Below are 17,006 nucleotides of genomic sequence, written 5' to 3'. Positions count from 1 at the left end.
GGTCAGAGCCTCTACGCTGAAGGGGTATGGTAAAGCAACGTCTGCTCCTGGCCGATTCTCGCCTATCGTGAAGGGCAGAAATCGACTGTGGATTCAACCGGTCGCGAAGGCCGAAAACCCAAAGCTGTCGTTGGCCAGAGGCAGAAATCGGCCACGATCAGTCGCTCTATGCCAGCACGGGCAGGCGAGCCAGCGCCATGACTGGCTCTTTGATTCGACCATGGTTCCCTAGGTAAATCCGAATGCCAAACTCCTGGTCTATCCCATTGATAAAACTCATCTCGTTCAACCAGCCGATCGGTTGAGGGGCGATTCCAATAGGTCAAGTTGAAGTTTTTTCTCAACGCATGCTTTGGTCCTGATACTCATTTGTTGAACTCTGGCTGAAAGCACTCCTCCAACATAAACGTGGGAAAATTTCCCGCGCAACGATACTGACTGGCTTTGAAGGATCGTGCGGAAACCGCAGTTGCTCGTTAATGCTGCAGATTGATGACCGTGCCGGTTGGCTGGCCGCTCTAATGGGCGGCCGGGAACTCACTGGACATTGCGTTCGATACGGAGATGACGACGCAACTCCAAACGGAGGTTGCAACATGCAGCTCAAAAAATGTTTGTTGGCTCTGGCAATTGGCGGAGTCCTGTCGGCATCGACTGTCCTGGTGCCCGATTACATCGGTAGCTTCTCCAGCGTGTATGCCAAAGATGGTGGCAGCGGCGGTGGCGGTGGCGGTAGCGGCGGAGGCGGTGGTGGTCACGGTGGCGGCGGTGGCTCCGGCAGTGGAGGCTCCGGAGGTGGTGGTCACGGTGGTGACGGTGGTGGCGGCCATGGAGGAGAGGGTGGCGGTCATGGTGCAACAGGCCATGACGGTGACGGTCGTGGAGGCCCGGGACGCGGCGACGCTGACCATGGCGGTATGGCCGGGAACAGAGGCCCGGGCAATGCGCATGACAACGACGATGACCATGGTGGAATGGTCGGGAACAGAGGCCCAGGCAATGCGCGTAACAACGACGCGCGTGACAACGACGATGACAACGACGCGGATAACGCCGCGGATGCAGCCAGGGAAGCCGCAGAAGATGCTGGTGATGCTGCAAGGGAAGCCGCGGAAGACAGAGGCGCTGCCAGAAATGACGCTGATGTAGCCAGAGACGTGGCCAAGGCTGATGCAGATGCAGCCCGGGACGCCGCCAGAGCTAAGGCGGATGCAGCCCGGGATGCCGCAAGAGCTGCTGGCGTACCGCGCGCAGATGCAGATGCAGCCAGAGACGCTGCCCGGGCCGCTGCGGATGCAGCCAGGGACGCCGCCAAGGCCGACGCAGATGCTGCCAGGGACGCAGCCAAAGCCAAGGCGAACGTAGCCAGAGAGGCTGACAAAGCCAAGGCGAACGCAGTCAAAGAGGCTGACAAAGCCAAGGCGAGGGCGGCCAGAGAGGATGTGGCGGACGCCCCAGACGCTCCGGATGTCGACGCGGTTGAGGTACACAACTAGGCCAGCACGTTCCGTAATGAACACGGCAGGCCTGGCCGTAGAAAACGTCCCGGGAACTTGAGGGGCGTATCGCCAATGAGTCGCAAGCCCTGAAGCGTCGTGGGGTTTGCGATTTTTTTTCGAAATCTGTCGCACAGTCCGAAACACTGACGAGGATGGCGGCAATGGGGGCGGAACTGGGCGGGTAAGCAATCAATCCCAGTCGTTCACAAAAACCGGAGCCCTTCCGTTGTTGTGGCGCGGGGGCGGGAAGTTGGACTCATCTGTCCACCGACCGCTTTTGGCCGGTTGCTGCCTGTCAGCAAGATTGAAATGATCGTTGATCCTGGATCAGACACCGCGACGGCGATCAGACACCGCGACGGCGATCAGACCGCCGTCACGGTGTTAGTACTCAACCGCGAATGAACGCCAACAAATCGGCGTTGATCTGATCCGCGTTGGTAGTCGGCATACCGTGAGGAAAGCCTGGGTACGTCTTGAGCGTGGAATGCTTCAATAGTTTGGCCGAGAGCGGCGCAGAGTCGGCAATCGGCACAATCTGATCATCCTCTCCATGCATGACCAGTGTTGGCACCTGAATCGCCTTCAGATCTTCGGTGAAGTCGGTCTCGGAAAACGCTTTGATGCAGTCGTAATGAGCTTTTGCACCGCCCATCATGCCTTGACGCCACCAGTTGTCGATTACGCCTTGCGAAACCTTGGCCCCGGGTCGATTGAAACCGTAGAACGGCCCCGATGGCACGTCCACGTAAAACTGTGCGCGGCTGGCGGCCAGGGCCGAACGGAATCCGTCGAACACTTCCAGAGGTAAACCACCGGGGTTCTTCTGTGACTTAACCATGATTGGGGGAACCGCGCTGATAAGTACGGCCTTGGCAACGCGTCCCGGTTTGGCTCGAGCGGCGTAGCGCGCTACTTCACCCCCACCGGTCGAATGGCCGACATGGATCGCACCTTTAAGGTCGAGCGCATCGGTCAGCTCGATGACGTCAGCGGTATAGGTGTCCATATCGTTGCCCACCCACGTTTGGGTCGAGCGCCCGTGACCGCGGCGGTCGTGCGCGATCACCCGATAGCCTTTGAGCAAGAAAAACATCATCTGGTTGTCCCAGTCGTCCGCGCTCAATGGCCAGCCGTGGTGAAACACGATGGGCGTCGCGTCTTTCGGACCCCAATCCTTGAAGAAAATCCGGGTGCCGTCTTTGGTCGTAATGGAGTTCATGGTGTGCATCTCCTGGTGATCTGGTTTGTGTTGGGTTGTAGAGGGCTTGTTAGCGGCCTGCGTCAACCCGGAAAAACTGGAAAGCGGAACCAGCAAACTGGCGGCCACTACTGCTGAACTTGTCAATATGGCCCGACGCTGGAGATCTATCTCTCGATTGGAGTCTTTCATTGGCGGTCTCTCGATCTGTTTTGTTGCTCAGGGAGATTCACGCCTCCACCCATCCTCTACACCCCGTGTGAGCGGGCTGACTTGGCTTGGACGCAGGCGCAAACCCAACAAGCGATCAGTAGTCCCAGAAGGCCGCTACCCAGCGAAAAGCGTCACCGTCCACCGCCACCCGGCCAACAGAGGGGAACGGCAGGTGAGTAGCCACGAACAGCTCACCGCTCGCCGCCGCCTCTTGCATAAGGCGGACACGGACGCGAATCGATTCTTCAGGGTCATGTTCAAAGCCGTTATGCCAGTCGGGGTGTTCGAAGGCGACCGGGAACAGGGCGTCGCCTGCGAAGGTCAACCGCTCACCGCCGGATGTCACGTAGACCACACTGTGCCCCGGGGTGTGGCCGCCGGTGAGCTTGACGACCACGCCTGGTGCCACCTCGTACTCATCCTCGAACGTGCGCACCTTGCTGCGGTACTCGTTAATGAACTGATTGGCCGTTGCCCGCAGAACGTCCGGCACCGGCGACGGCATGGCGGTGAGGGAGAAATCGGGCGACTCCCAGAACGCGACCTCGGTGGCTGAAACGTGGATACGAAGATCCGGACGCAGTTGGCTCTTCACTTCATCGACAAGCAGCCCGCCAATATGGTCCATGTGCATGTGGGTGATCACCACGTCGGTCACGGACGCAAGATCGATACCGGCGGCCTTCAGTCGTTTGGGGAACTGCCCGGCCCGCGGAAATCCAGGGAATTGCCCGCCCAGTCCAGCGTCGACAAGAATGAGCTTGTCGCCACTGCGCACCACCAGTACGTTCAGCGCCCAATCAAATGCGTCCGGCCCCAGGAACATGTCCTTGAACCAGGCCGCGCGGGCGGCTGGGTCGGCATTGGTGGACATCGTCTCGGTCGGCAGAGGCAGCACCCCATCGCTGACCACCAGCACGTCAATTTCGCCGATCCGCAGGGCATAGCGTGAAGGAACCAGCTCCTCGGAGCCCATGTTCGATTCCAGCTGACTGTTGCTTTTCTGATGCGTTCCACCCTTTTGGGTGAGGTAGTTCAGATGCTGTGTCATGGTCGTTCTCCTATTGCTTGGGTCAAGAACTTCAGGCGAAAGCCGCTCTCGGCGCGAGAGCGACGGATTTCCTCGAGGGGTACAGCGATGCCCGGTGGCGCCCGCGGTACTGGCACGGGCGACACGTTCAGGCGGGGTCTTCAGGCCACCGGAATCATCGGGTCTGCTGCTGCCAGGGCGGTGGCCCGATCAGCTGCAGGCGGGTAGATCCACAGGGTGTTGATCTGCGTCTTGAGCTCTTTGGCCGGTTCCTTGACCAGCTTGAGCTGGCGATCCCAGCCTTCGGTAAATACCGCGCCCCAGGCACCCAGATCGAGGCAGGTCACGTACTTGGGCTGACGGTAGGGGGTGGGCGCGACACCGAGCAGGTCCGCAGCGACGTTATTTCCGGCGTGACGGCCTAGAGAGATCGCATGCTGGCAGGACATTGCTGCGAAGTTGCCGAGATCGTCGGTGGCGGCATAGGCGACGTCTCCAGCCGCGTAGACATGCTCCTGGCCTAGCACCTTCAGATTCTCATCGACGTGCAAGCGTCCCTGAGCATCACGAACGCTGGACATCTGTTCGGTGAGCGGGCTCGCGCGAAAACCGACAGTCCAGATCACGGTATGGCTTTCAATGCGACGACCATCGGCGAGGGTAGCGCCGTTGGCATCTACCGCCGCCACACTGGTGTTGAGCACCCATTCGATACCCAGGTGTTCAGAGGCCTCGACGATCGATGGGCGAATCTCATCCCCCATGGCAGCTGCGATCCGAGTACCCCGGTCGACGATGATCACGCGGATGTCCTGATCGTCACCGAGTATTGACCGCAGGCGTGCCGGCATCTCGGTGCCGGTCTCGATGCCGGTAAAACCTCCACCTGCAACGACTACAGTGTTGCGGGCAATGCTGACGGGGCGGTTTTTGAGGGATTTCAGGTGGCTCTCCAGGCGCACCGCCGATTCGATCTGATCAACATCAAAGGCATGGGAGCCGAGACCTGGCACTGCCGGGCGGGATAATTGGCTGCCAGCCGCCAGTACCAGACGGTCGTAGGTCAACGTGCACCAACGGCCAGCCTCATCGCGGTAGCCAACGGTCCTTGCCAGTTCATCAATGTGCTCGGCGGTGCCTTTGATGAAACGCACACCTACCGAGTCGAACAACCCGTCCAGGGGCGCGAACATTTTGTGTACGTCGCTTTCGTAGAAACGGGGACGTATGCGCAATTGCGCCTGGGGCGCCAGCAGTGTGATTTCCACGTCGCTACGACTGTGCTTATCCAGTAGGCGGGCGGCGCTCAATGCACTCCATACACCACCGAACCCCGCACCAATAACCAGAATATGCTGTTTCATCAGTTGTTCCTCAAAAAAGGTTTTCAATGTTCTTGAAGTTATTCTTCAAGTTTGGTGGAGCGATACACAGGCGTCGAAAGTTAAGGCGTCTATGTTGAGTTCAGCAGGTCGCCCGCTGTGGATTTATGTTATTTCCGGATTCTTTCCGGCGCACTTCTACATCGGTTCAGAAAATCCATACGTCAGTGGTATGGGGATATACGAAGGTTTGTATTGGATGCAAAAGAGGGCGTTCAGAGTGCTTTCAGTTTTGCTGGAGGAGGGCTATTTCGATGAAGCTCAGAAGCTTCTTGGTTTCACAAGGTTTAGGCAGGCAGGCAATCGGCGCAGACATATCGGTGCCAAGGGAGGGGACGGCTTCAGGGTAAGCCGTGATAAATAGAGTGGGAATGTGAAAGCCCATCGCGACGAGCTGCTTATGAAGCTCCAAACCGCTCATTCCCGGCATCTGGATATCGGAAACAAGGCAATGTGTCTGAGCGGGGTCATTCGTGTTGAGAAACGCCAGAGCACTGCAATAAGTTTTCACTTTGTAACCAGTGGATCGCAACAAACTTTCAAGCGCTGTCCGAACCGAGTCATCATCATCGACGATTGCGATAGTCATTGAGTTGCGTATTTGCGTATCCTGCTTCATGTGGGGCGCTCGTGACAGCTTCTGCCGTTACTACAACATACGCCAACTTATAAGGCGTAGAAGTATACCAATGTATGATCTGCTAAGACCAAAGTGTAGATGTTCTACTTGAGCGCTCAATGAAATCACCCAGGTGAGTCTTGTGCTACGGAGTCGCGATTCATTTTAGAAAAATCGCGTGTCCGGTTTTACAAGATATCCGGGTATACCCATGTACAAGGCGGCACAACCAAGGGATGCATCGGTTGAACCCAGGTACAAGTGACGTCTTGCCGTTGGCCTGCATAAGCTTGAACCACCTCGCTGGCCTCCGGCAAAACGGGTTGCGCAGCGAGCCGTTGTTGGAGGTCCCCTTACCCATGCGGCCTTGTGCCTAGGCGGTGAACGTGATGAACAGAAATGATCTGCGGCGTGCCGACATCAATCTGTTGATTGTCTTTGAAACAGTGATGCGCGAACGCAACGTTACCCGGGCCGCAGAGAGACTTTTCCTGTGTCAGGCCACTATTAGCACAGCCCTCGGACGACTGCGTTCGATGTTCAATGATCCGCTGTTCATCCGCACTGGCAGGGTGATGGAGCCGACTGCGCGGGCAGAAGAAATTCATGCGCGGCTGACGCCAGCTCTGGATGGAATCGCTATCGCCTTGAGTTGTGCCCAGACGTTCGACCCACTGACCAGTGACGAGACCTTTCATATCGGACTCTCTGACGATGTCGAGTACGCGCTGCTTCCACGTTTGATCAAGCATCTGCGTGATGAGGCGCCAAACATCACGCTCGTGGTGCGCAGAGTGGACCATCGGCAACTCCCCCAATTGCTGGCCTCGGGAGAGATTTCCGTGGGTATCAGCTTTGCGCAAGAACTGCCGGCCAGTGCCCATTGCAAAAGCCTGCGGTCGATGCACCCCATGCTATTGCGCGCCGATTCGGACCCCGGCGCCCTTGATCTGGATGACTTTTGCAGACGGCCTCATGTGGTTGTCTCTTCGATGGGAAATGTCATCGACGATGCCGACCATGCCCTGAGCCTGGTCGGTCGGCAGCGCAGAGTAGTCCTGGCTGTTCCGCAGTTCAGTGCCTTGCCCGCTTTGCTCGCCGGCAGCGACATGATTGCGATCGTACCGGACTACGTCGCCCGGGCCATGGAGCGAATGGAAGGGATGCGTGCCGACTTTGCGCCGTTGACGCTACCGGCGCCGGACTTGTCCATGGCCTGGCGCGGCGCGGCCCACAACGACCCTCGGGAACGCTGGTTGCGTTCGTACTTCTGTCGCTATCTCGGTCAACATCAAGAGCAGCCCGTGCCTCTGGCCGTAGCGTGAATTGAGGCTACGTTGTTCCGTGAAGCGCTTCCCGGCAGGTCGTGCGGCGGCGCTGTTTCTGGCCAGCGATGAAAGTAGCTTTATCACCGGCATTGACCTTTGTGCTGACGGAGGGCTGGGTCAGATCTGAGTTCTAATAGTGCTGGAAGTTGTTGTAGGCTCTATCAACCAGGGGGGCGTCCGTCAAAAAACTAAAATCCGGGCATCCATCCGCAGCCACGCAAGCTCGCTCCGATGGATAACAACATGCAGATATTATGGAACGATGGTGAGCGCACCTTCTGTCGGGAGCTGCGCTCGGGTGTGAAAGGCGACCGCAGTGTTCTCGTTGCACGACCCACTGCTGAACAACCGCTTCCGGATTGTCTTGGCCGTTTCGCTCACGAGTTTGGCCTGAAGGATCAACTGGATGGCTCTTGGGCGGTGCGTCCGATTGAGATGGTGCGGGAAAGTGGGCAGATGTATTTACTGCTGGAAGATACGGGTGGCACGCCGCTTGTGCAGCTGCTGGTTGCCCCCATGGAAACGCCAACGTTCCTGCGTCTTGCGATTAGCATCGCGCAGGCATTGGGAAAGCTCCACCAGCGCGGACTCGTCCATAAAGACATCAAGCCCTCTCATATTTTGGTGAATTGCTCCGACGGTCAGGCTCGGCTTACAGGGTTCGGCCTTGCCTCGTGGTTACCGCGTGAGCGACAGGCGCCTGAGACCATCGCCGGCACACTCGCCTACATGGCACCTGAGCAGACCGGCAGGATGAATCGCTCGATCGATTTGCGCAGCGACCTCTATTCCTTCGGCGTCACGCTTTACCAGATGCTGACGGGCTCGCTGCCGTTTACGGCATCTGACCCGATAGAATGGGTGCACTGCCATATCGCGAAAAAACCGCAGCCACCGAGCGTGCGGGTCGAAACCGTCCCCGATGTGCTTTCCCGGATTGTCATGAAGCTGCTCGCCAAGACCGCCGAGGAGCGCTACCAGACGGCTGCGAGTGTTGAACATGATCTGCGGCAATGCCTGGCAGACTGGGAGTCCCTGGGCTACATCAATGCCTTCGCGTTGGGCGAGCAAGGGACATCCGATCGGCTGATGATTCCCGAGAAACTCTACGGGCGCGAGTATGAGGTCAGTACCTTGATCGCCGCGTTCGATCGGATCATCACAAGCAGCGCGCCGGAACTCATGTTGGTCACCGGCTATTCCGGTATTGGCAAATCCTCTGTGGTCAATGAACTGCACAAAGCGCTGGTCCCGCCGCGAGGACTCTTCGCTGCCGGCAAGTTCGATCAATACCGGCGCGATATTCCCTATTCGACGCTGGTGCAGGCATTTCAAAGCCTGGTGCGCACGCTGCTTGGCAAGAGCGACACAGAACTGGCGCAATGGCGTGACGCATTACAGAGCGCACTGGATGCCAACGCGGGGCTCATGACTGACCTCATTCCCGAACTGAAACTCATCATTGGTGAGCCGCCACCGCTGCAGACACTTGAGCCTCAACAGGCGCAACGCCGTTTCCTTCTGGTGTTCCGGCGCTTTATCGGTGTATTTGCCCGGGCGGAGCATCCGCTTGCCCTGTTTCTGGACGATCTGCAGTGGATCGACGCGGCAACGCTCGACCTGCTGGAGGATCTGTTGACCAGCCCGGATGTGCGGCATCTGATGCTGGTGGGTGCCTACCGCAGCAATGAAGTGAGTGATGTCCACCCGCTAACGGGCAAACTTCAAGCCATTCGGAACGCGGGGGGCAGGGTAGATGAAATCACTCTGGCACCGCTCGCGAAGGGAGACATTGAGCAGTTGATTGCCGATGCGTTGCATGACGAGCTTGCGCACATTGAGCCCCTGGCGCAGTTGGTGCTGGACAAAACCGCCGGCAACCCGTTCTTCGTGATCCAGTTTCTGCAAACCCTCGCTGACGAACAACTGCTGACCTTCGATCATGATGCAAGGCTGTGGTGCTGGAGTGCGGATCGCATCCATGCCAAGGGTTACACCGACAACATCGTGGACCTGATGGTTGGCAAGCTGACCCGCTTGCCGACTGAAACGCAACTGGCATTACAGCAGCTTGCCTGTCTGGGGAACGTTGCCGGGACCGCGACGCTTTCGACCGTTCTGGACATCCCCCAGGCACAGATCCGCACGGTATTGTGGGAAGCCATACGCCAGGAGTTGGTTCAGCGACTGGAAGGCGCTTATGGTTTTGTTCATGACCGTATTCATGAAGCGGCCTATTCACTGATCCCCAAGGGGGCTCGTGCCGAGGCTCATCTGCGAATCGGCCGGCTGCTTGCAGCGCAGACGCCCCTGCAAGGGCGGGAGGAGGCGATCTTTGACATCGTCGGCCAGCTCAACAGCGGCTCAGTGCTGCTCACCGATCAGGCCGAACGGGAGCAATTGGCAGAACTCAACCTGATGGCCGGTCAGCGTGCCAAGGCGTCAACGGCCTATGCTTCGGCGCTCAACTATCTCACCACGGGTGCGCAGCTGTTGGACGACAGTTGTTGGACGCGGCTACATGGGTTGATGTTCGCGCTGGAGTTGAACCGGGCCGAATGCGAGATGCTGACTGGACAGTTATCAGTTGCGGACAAGCGCCTGGCGGCGCTGTCGGATCGCGCCACGACTACGATCGAACGAGCCAATGTCGTGTGTCTGCAAATGGATGTCTACCTGCTCATGGATCGCAGCGATGGCGCGGTCGCTGTCTGTCTCGCCTATCTGCGGCATGTGGGCATCGAGTGGTCGGCCCATCCGAGCGACGATGAAGTGCGCCAGGAGTACGACCATATCTGGTCGTTACTGGGCGATCGGGAAATCGAGGAACTCATCGAATTGTCGCTGATGGAAGATGCGGGCTCCCTCATGACCGTCAGCGCTCTGAGCAAGCTCTTCCCGCCTGCCTTGCAGACGGATGCGAACCTCACGGACCTGTTGATCTGCAAGGCGGTCAGTCTGAGCCTCGAAGGGGGCAACTGCGATGCTTCATGTGTGCACTACGCCAATGCATTCAGAGTCGCCGGACGGCGTTTCGGCGACTACCAGGCAGGATTTCGATTCGGCCAACTCGGCTGCGAACTCGTTGAACAACGAGGCCTGAAGCGATTCGAAGCCAGTACCTATCTTTGCTTCTCGAATTTTGCCGTGCGCTGGATGAAGCCCGTAGAGCAATGCCGTGACCTGCTGCGCCGTTCATTTGTTGCGGCGAACCGGATCGGTGATCTGCCATATGGTGCTTATGCGGGCAACAGCCTTACCTCCGACTCCCTTTTCGCCGGCGAGCCATTGTCCGAGGTACTAGACGAAGCCGAACGTGGTCTGGTTTACGCCAGGACCGTGCGTTTCGGGTTGGTCACCGATTTCATTGGCACACAACTGGCGCTGATCCGGACGCTCCGGGGTTCGACGCCAATTTTCGGTTGTTTTGATGATGGACAATTTGATGAGTCAGGCACCGAAATCCACCTGTCCAGCAATCCGGACCTGGCATTGGCCGAGTGCTGGTATTGGGTCCGCAAATTACAAGCCTGCTACCTGGCCGACGACCCCGGGGCAGCCATGCAAGCCGCGGCAAAGGCACAGCAGTTGCTATGGACGTCATACCTGTTCTTCGAGGAGGCTGAATTTTACTTCTATGACGCGCTGGCTCGTGCCCGATGGTGCGACAGTGTCCCGATGGACGAGCGTGCGCAGCACTTGATCGCAATGGCGGCGGATCACCGGCAACTCCAGATCTGGGCTCAACAGTGCCCAGAGAATTTCGCGAGCCGGGCCGCGCTGGTCGACGCCGAAATCGCCCGCGTCGAAGGGCGGATGATCGAGGCCGAGTTGCTTTACGAACAAGCCATCCACTCGGCGCAGAAGAGCGGCTTTGTCCATATCGAAGCGCTTGCTAACGAACTGGCGTCTCGCTTCTACGCGGCCCGTGGTCTTGGGAAAGTAGCCCGCGTTTACCTGCAAGACGCCCGCTACGGCTACCTGCGTTGGGGTGCTGATGGCAAGGTGCGGCAGCTTGAGGCGCGGTATCCATTGCTGAGGACTGAAGAGCAAACGCTTGGCCCGACAACGACGATGGTCGCACCGGTCGAACACCTCGATCTGGCCACCGTGATAAAGGTCTCGCAGGCCGTGTCGGGAGAAATCGTCCTGGAAAAACTCATCGACATGATCATGCGCACGGCCACCGAACAGGCCGGTGCCGAACGAGGCGTGTTGATTCTGTCGGACACGGGTGAGCACCGCATAGCCGCGCAAGTGACCACTGGCAGCCATTCGATGCAGTTGCGCGATGAACCGATGACTTCGGCGCTGCTGCCAGAGTCACTTCTCTACCATGTCCTGCGCACCGGTGAGAGTGTTTTTCTTGATGATGCCCTGACTGAGGCCCCGTTTGCCGAAGACCCTTACATACGTCAGCACCACGTCCGATCGGTTCTCTGCCTGCCGTTGATGAACCAGGCCAAACTGACCGGTGCCCTCTACCTCGAAAACAATCTGACCGCCCGTGTGTTCAGTCCAGCCCGGATTGCGGTATTGAAACTGGTGGCCTCACAGGCTGCCATTTCGCTGGAAAATGCCCGTTTGTACCGTGAGGTCGCGGAGCGCGAAGGGAAGATTCGGCGTCTTGTAGACGCCAACATCATCGGGATCCTCGTCTGGAATGCCGACGGTGACATCATCGAGGCCAATGATGCATTTCTTCGTATGTTGGGATACGAGCGAGAGGATCTGGTCTCGGGTTGTCTGCGCTGGAGAGATCTGACAACACCGGAGTTTCGTGAACTCAGCGAGCACTTTTTGGCGCAAGCGGTGCGGACCGGCTATGCCCAACCCTACGAGAAGGAATATTTCAGAAAGGATGGTAGTCGCCTGCCGGTGATTGTCGGTTTGGCTATGTTCGAAGCCAGCAGCAAGGAAGGGGTTGCTTTCGTGCTGGATCTGACCGAGCGCAAGCAGGCGGAAGAAAAAATCCGCGAAAGCGAACGACGCTATCGCGAGGTGCAAACGGAGTTGGCCCACGCGAACCGCGTCGCGACCATGGGGCAGCTTGTGGCTTCGATTGCTCACGAAGTCAATCAACCGATTGCGGCGGCCATCCTCAATGCCGACGCCGCGCTGCGCTGGCTGAACATGCAGCCGCCGGAGGTCGAAGAGGTCCGGACAGTGCTTGGCAGTCTCATCACGGATGCCAATCGAGCAGCCGATGTATTGGGTCGGATTCGTCGGCATATCCGCAAGGCACCACCGCAAAAGGGGGCGGTGGACATCAACGCGGCGATTCGCGAGATGATCGAGTTCACCCGTGGCCAGATCATGAAAAGTGGGGCCTTGATTCGGACTCAACTCAACGACGGTTTGCCATTTATCGAAGGCGACCGCGTTGAACTGCAACAGGTGCTGCTCAACTTGATCATGAATGCGCTCGAGGCCATGAATGGTGTGAGCGAGGGTGAACGCCAATTGCACATCAGCGCTTTGTTAAATGACGCCGGTTGTGTGCTCGTCAGTGTGAGCGATTCGGGGCCAGGGTTTGCCTCGGAAAACGCCGAGCAGATTTTCGCTTCTTTTTACACCACCAAGCCCACCGGATTGGGCATGGGGTTATCAATCTGTCGCTCGATCATCGAGGCACATGGCGGCCGCTTGTGGGCAAGCGTCAACCAACCCCGCGGTGCTACCGTTCAATTCACACTACCTGTCGAGCATCATTGAATCCACGGCACTCTGTTCATTTGCAATCAGGTGCTCGGCTTAATACTTAGGTTTAGGGGGAAGTATATTAATGGTTGCTTGAACTAATCATATGTACAAATGAAACTTCGCAACCCTGGCGATATATTGCATGTCAAGGGTTGTGGAGAACTTGTCGTGAATACTCTAGCTGTTAAGTTGTTAAGTGGATTTTCATCGCTTTGGTCAGGAATCGTTTTTTGCCTGGCGCTAATGGCAATGGAATTCGCCGGTTATTTGAAGGCACTGGTGCTTGAAAGTTGCTTGCTCGCCGAGAGCTGCGATAGCAATGAGTCTCCCAGAAGCTCTTTTATGTTTCCATTAAGGTTAGTGCATGTAGAAAAGGGCGGAGGTGATTTGTCAATAGGCTCGCACTTGATTAGCCCACGCAAATTTTATGTGCATCATGGGATATACCTTGGGTACGGAGAGGTAGCTCATTACTCTGGATTTAGTAGTTCACTCAAGCCTGGTCCCATCGAAGTGACTGATCTTGAAAGCTTCGCAAACGGCAAGCCTGTCTGGGTAATGCAGGAGTCATGTGAATTTTCAAACGATGAAATTGTCAGTCGTGCGCGTTCAAGAATGGGTGAAAGTCAATACAGGATTCTGTCCAATAACTGCGAACATTTTTGCAGTTGGTGTGTTAGTGGGAAAAGTTGTAGTACTCAAGTCAGGGCATTTCTCCATTACCCGCGTTATCTGCTTTCTTTTATCTCGGCGTTGGAACTGTATTTTATTGCATGATTTTCCCAGTGCTTTCGGGCATAACCATGTTTGTGTGCACGCTTACGCAGCATAAAGTGTTGTGCTACACTTTTTTTTCATCTGATCAGCGGGAGTTGTGCATGAGCGGGAATCCACCAGTCAACGAGAATGAGCCAGTCAGTAACGGTTCTATGGTATTCGTGGTGGATGACGACGCTTCCATGCGCAACGCTTTAAGCAATCTTTTACGCTCCGCCGGCATCCAGGTCGAGACGTTCGCATCCACTGCGGAGTTTCTTCAACAGCCAAAGGCAGCTTGCGCAAGCTGTTTAATCCTTGATGTACGACTTCAAGGTAATAGTGGTCTTGAGTTCCAAAGCCAGTTGGTCAAGTCCAATGCAAATATTCCGATTATTTTCATCACTGGACATGGTGACATCGAAATGTCTGTTAAGGCGATGAAAGCCGGTGCGGTGGATTTTTTGGCAAAACCGTTCCGTGAGCAGGACCTTTTGGACGCGGTGTCTGCCGCACTGCAGGCAGATGTCAAACGCCGGCAAATTGAGCAGCAGTTTTCAGATCTGCATGCCCACTATCAGACGCTGACAGCTCGTGAGAAAGAAGTAATGGCCCTTGCAGCCAAAGGTCTGATGAATAAACAGATTGCAGGGCAGATGAATCTGAGCGAGATCACCGTGAAAATTCACCGCGGGCATGCAATGAAAAAAATGCACGCAAAGTCGTTTGCTGATTTGGTTCGGATGGCAGAGTCATTAGGGGAGCGCCTTGATCGTTGATCAGAACAACAGGTTTGAATGGTTCCTGATTTTTTGGATGCACCCGATTAATTGCTTTTTGGCTGTCAGCCTGTATTCGCGGCTCAGGCAGGGCGGCAATGTGGCGCTCGAACCGTTCACGATTGTCCAGTTCGAATGTCAGCAACGCCTCAGCATCAGCATTTTGTAGGGTGCGAATTCTGACGGGCTTCATAAGATCGCTCTCCTTGCGGGTAGAACTGCCTGGATAATTGGCGCCGGGTAAAGCGCCGGGAACATGAAGCCGTAGTCGATGCAATGCAGGTACGGCTGGAACATGATCCAACGATGAAAGCAATCAAGGCGTGAATCCAGCCGGTAGCTCAACGTTCTCGACGTATTCAGTGAGTTTTCACACAGCCTGGGCCGGAAGCTGCCTGTTGCCGTATTAGCAATCGCGACCAGCGCTCCTCATTCCCTTCAGAATCTCCTGCCGCTGACGACAACCTGTGCACATTCCCTTGGCGTCGTGAGTTATTCATGAAGAAGATTGCTGTCCTGATGTTTGCCGTTCTTTTCCTTGCCGGATGTGCCAACCAGAAATTCAAGCCCGAATACCGTACCCAGATCCATACCGTGAAAGTTCTCCCGGTTACATGGAAACCCAAAGAGATGACTTACATGGGTCGTGAGCAGGCATGGGGCGCGGCATTGGGCGCTGGTGTCGGCGCTGGCGCAGGAATGGCGGCAGGTGCATCGAACCTGACCAAGGCTGCTTTGGGTGGTGCCGGATTTGCCGCAGGTCTGAAGGCAGGCGACCTGGCGTCGATGTCGACGGTTGATGCGATTCTTTACAACATGGAGACGGCGGATATCAATCTGGGCGAGTTGGTCAAAAAGAGTTTCGAGGAGCAACTGACCGCCACCGGCCGTTACAAGATCGTAGGTGAAAACGAACCGGCCGATGCGCAGATCGAATTGACCGTCCTGAACTGGGGTTTCGCGCTGACGCAAGGCTTCAGCAGCGTGGTGTACCCGACGATTGCTGTCAGCGGTGTCATGAAACGCGGCGAGGAATTGATCTGGCAGCGCAATGAGCCGATCACCGCATTCAACGGCGCCAACACCTATGGCTACACGCCGTTGCGCTATCGCACCGAACCGGAGTTGCTGCGTACTGCGTTGACGGGCGTTTCGCAAATCGTAGATGGCTATCTGGTCAAAGACTTGAACGAGTGATCACCGGTCTGATTGCATCCATGTTCAAGCATTGTATCGCCTGGCAGACAATCAGCAGAGACGGCAGGGCAGTCTGATCATTCATCCGCCACAGGAATGACCGCCTCTACGTGCGACGAAAGTCGTATGGCGAACGGCTCACGCACATGTTAGTGAGTGCGCGTCTTGATAGTGCAACTGCTAATTTGTATCATTCGTTTTCAATTCAGCGAAGCAGGGAACGCAGCGCCCAAACAATAATAAGGTCAAGGCAATGCTCAAAATGCTTCTCGTATACGGTCATCTGCTCGCAACGTGTATTGCCCTGGGGAGGGTGTTGCAGGCTGATCACAAGCTTTGGAGTTGGCGCAAGGAAATGCTGGACCGGGCGAGGCTTGAGTACCTTGATGAAACCCAGAAGATCGTCAGCCTCGCACTGTTGGCCCTTTGGGCAAGCGGATTGTTGCTGGTGCTTCAGGGTTACCTTAATGAAGGCGAAGCCTATCTGCTCAATCAGAAACTCTGGGCGAAGGTGACTGTCGTCGCGCTACTTAGCCTGAACGGTGCATTGTTGCATCGAGTCGGTTTCCCGCTGCTGCAAAAGGCTCCATTCGTCGCACTGCGCAGCGCAGGCCGTGCGCGGCTCGCCTTGTTGGGTGCGCTTTCCATGAGCGGTTGGCTATTCGCCGCTTTCCTGGGGGTGGCTCGGGCCTGGAATCACGTGCTGCCTTATCTGCATGTGATGGGCGCATTCGCCGCATTCTCGTTACTGGCTTGTTGCGTGGCCCTTGCTGTCGCCGGTAGGGCGGGCAGTGTCGGTGCGCAAAAAAACTCGGTACCGGGGTAGCTATCACTAGCGAGTCGGGGTTCAGGCCTACGCCGTGCAAACGAGGACCAGAACCCTGCCGACGAGCGGATCAAGCTATGTTGGTAGGGTTGGCCGGACTTCCGCCCCATTCGAGGAAACGGATCTTGTGAACCTCGCCCTCGCTGTCTTCGTAGACCAGGGTCACCGGTACCATGCCGGTCTTATCGGATGTATCGGTGCGCTGCAGCACCTTCTTCACATCGATTTCCATCCCGTAGTGGTACTCGACGGCTGAGACATGCGCGCCGGGTTCTTGCAGGCCGTTCTGGTCGAATACACTTGGTGCGAGACTGGAAATCACGGCACTTACTACTGTTGCTATGTTCATAAGGCTGTACCTCTACTGACGTTCGCTTGACAAGGACTTCATGTGACCCTCGGTGAAAGTGAAGTTCACTTCACCGCGACGAACGCGCCTTCCTGAAAAGTCTGTAGTGGCTGCAAACTCCCGG

General features: G+C 56.7%; 13 protein-coding genes and 2 pseudogenes. 9 read left to right on the top strand and 6 right to left on the bottom strand.

Annotated features, from left to right (window positions below):
• The first annotated feature begins 696 nt into the window (after positions 1 to 696).
• Positions 697 to 1,149 (top strand): hypothetical protein, encoded by a 453-nt coding sequence (locus tag PMI28_RS30705; protein ID WP_177318950.1) that lies wholly within the window; start codon positions 697 to 699, stop codon positions 1,147 to 1,149.
• Between the two features lie 8 nt (positions 1,150 to 1,157).
• Positions 1,158 to 1,496, top strand: coding sequence for a hypothetical protein (locus PMI28_RS30700; RefSeq protein ID WP_177318949.1), 339 nt, complete (start codon positions 1,158 to 1,160; stop codon positions 1,494 to 1,496).
• Positions 1,497 to 1,890: 394 nt separating this feature from the next.
• On the opposite strand, the gene PMI28_RS26385 is transcribed toward PMI28_RS30700, so the two are convergent.
• The 4 genes from PMI28_RS26385 to PMI28_RS26400 form a co-directional block, all read right to left on the bottom strand.
• Complete coding sequence (locus PMI28_RS26385) at positions 1,891 to 2,721, bottom strand: alpha/beta fold hydrolase (RefSeq protein ID WP_007981947.1); 831 nt, start codon at positions 2,719 to 2,721, stop codon at positions 1,891 to 1,893.
• 286 nt (positions 2,722 to 3,007) lie between these two features.
• Positions 3,008 to 3,964: an MBL fold metallo-hydrolase gene (locus tag PMI28_RS26390; RefSeq protein ID WP_007981945.1), complete on the bottom strand. Its 957-nt coding sequence runs from the start codon at positions 3,962 to 3,964 to the stop codon at positions 3,008 to 3,010.
• 140 nt (positions 3,965 to 4,104) lie between these two features.
• A complete protein-coding gene (locus PMI28_RS26395; RefSeq protein WP_007981943.1) occupies positions 4,105 to 5,307 on the bottom strand; it encodes an NAD(P)/FAD-dependent oxidoreductase in 1,203 nt (400 codons plus the stop codon).
• Positions 5,308 to 5,551: 244 nt separating this feature from the next.
• The gene (locus PMI28_RS26400) at positions 5,552 to 5,944 is read right to left on the bottom strand and encodes a response regulator transcription factor (protein ID WP_007981939.1); all 393 of its coding nucleotides are present in this window, start codon (positions 5,942 to 5,944) and stop codon (positions 5,552 to 5,554) included.
• Positions 5,945 to 6,333: 389 nt separating this feature from the next.
• Here PMI28_RS26400 and PMI28_RS26405 point away from each other — a divergent pair, with 389 nt between their 5' ends.
• The 5 genes and pseudogenes from PMI28_RS26405 (at position 6,334) to PMI28_RS26415 (ending at position 14,510) form a co-directional block, all read left to right on the top strand.
• Complete coding sequence (locus tag PMI28_RS26405; protein WP_007981937.1) at positions 6,334 to 7,269, top strand: LysR family transcriptional regulator; 936 nt, start codon at positions 6,334 to 6,336, stop codon at positions 7,267 to 7,269.
• Between the two features lie 19 nt (positions 7,270 to 7,288).
• Positions 7,289 to 7,399: pseudogene (locus PMI28_RS31530) on the top strand (oxidoreductase); the annotation flags it as partial.
• Between the two features lie 116 nt (positions 7,400 to 7,515).
• On the top strand, positions 7,516 to 12,987 hold the full coding sequence (locus PMI28_RS26410; protein WP_007981935.1) for a trifunctional serine/threonine-protein kinase/ATP-binding protein/sensor histidine kinase: 5,472 nt from the start codon (positions 7,516 to 7,518) through the stop codon (positions 12,985 to 12,987).
• 156 nt (positions 12,988 to 13,143) lie between these two features.
• Positions 13,144 to 13,752 (top strand): lecithin retinol acyltransferase family protein, encoded by a 609-nt coding sequence (locus PMI28_RS29225; RefSeq protein ID WP_007981933.1) that lies wholly within the window; start codon positions 13,144 to 13,146, stop codon positions 13,750 to 13,752.
• 101 nt (positions 13,753 to 13,853) lie between these two features.
• A complete protein-coding gene (locus tag PMI28_RS26415; protein ID WP_007981931.1) occupies positions 13,854 to 14,510 on the top strand; it encodes a response regulator transcription factor in 657 nt (218 codons plus the stop codon).
• Between the two features lie 91 nt (positions 14,511 to 14,601).
• Here the strand turns inward: PMI28_RS26415 and PMI28_RS30915 are convergent.
• Positions 14,602 to 14,703, bottom strand: a pseudogene (locus tag PMI28_RS30915) (GNAT family N-acetyltransferase); the annotation flags it as partial.
• 305 nt (positions 14,704 to 15,008) lie between these two features.
• On the opposite strand from PMI28_RS30915, the gene PMI28_RS26420 reads away from it, so the two are divergent.
• Positions 15,009 to 15,707 (top strand): hypothetical protein, encoded by a 699-nt coding sequence (locus tag PMI28_RS26420; protein ID WP_007981927.1) that lies wholly within the window; start codon positions 15,009 to 15,011, stop codon positions 15,705 to 15,707.
• A 253-nt stretch (positions 15,708 to 15,960) separates the two neighbouring features.
• Positions 15,961 to 16,533, top strand: coding sequence for a hypothetical protein (locus PMI28_RS26425; protein WP_007981925.1), 573 nt, complete (start codon positions 15,961 to 15,963; stop codon positions 16,531 to 16,533).
• A 70-nt stretch (positions 16,534 to 16,603) separates the two neighbouring features.
• Here the strand turns inward: PMI28_RS26425 and PMI28_RS26430 are convergent, their stop codons facing one another.
• The gene (locus tag PMI28_RS26430; protein ID WP_007981923.1) at positions 16,604 to 16,882 is read right to left on the bottom strand and encodes a DUF2790 domain-containing protein; all 279 of its coding nucleotides are present in this window, start codon (positions 16,880 to 16,882) and stop codon (positions 16,604 to 16,606) included.
• Positions 16,883 to 17,006: the final 124 nt, after the last annotated feature.

Origin of the sequence: Pseudomonas sp. GM48 (assembly GCF_000282335.1) — a bacterium.
In the GTDB taxonomy this organism is placed as follows: domain Bacteria; phylum Pseudomonadota; class Gammaproteobacteria; order Pseudomonadales; family Pseudomonadaceae; genus Aquipseudomonas.
This window is presented reverse-complemented; position numbering and strand designations above follow the sequence as displayed.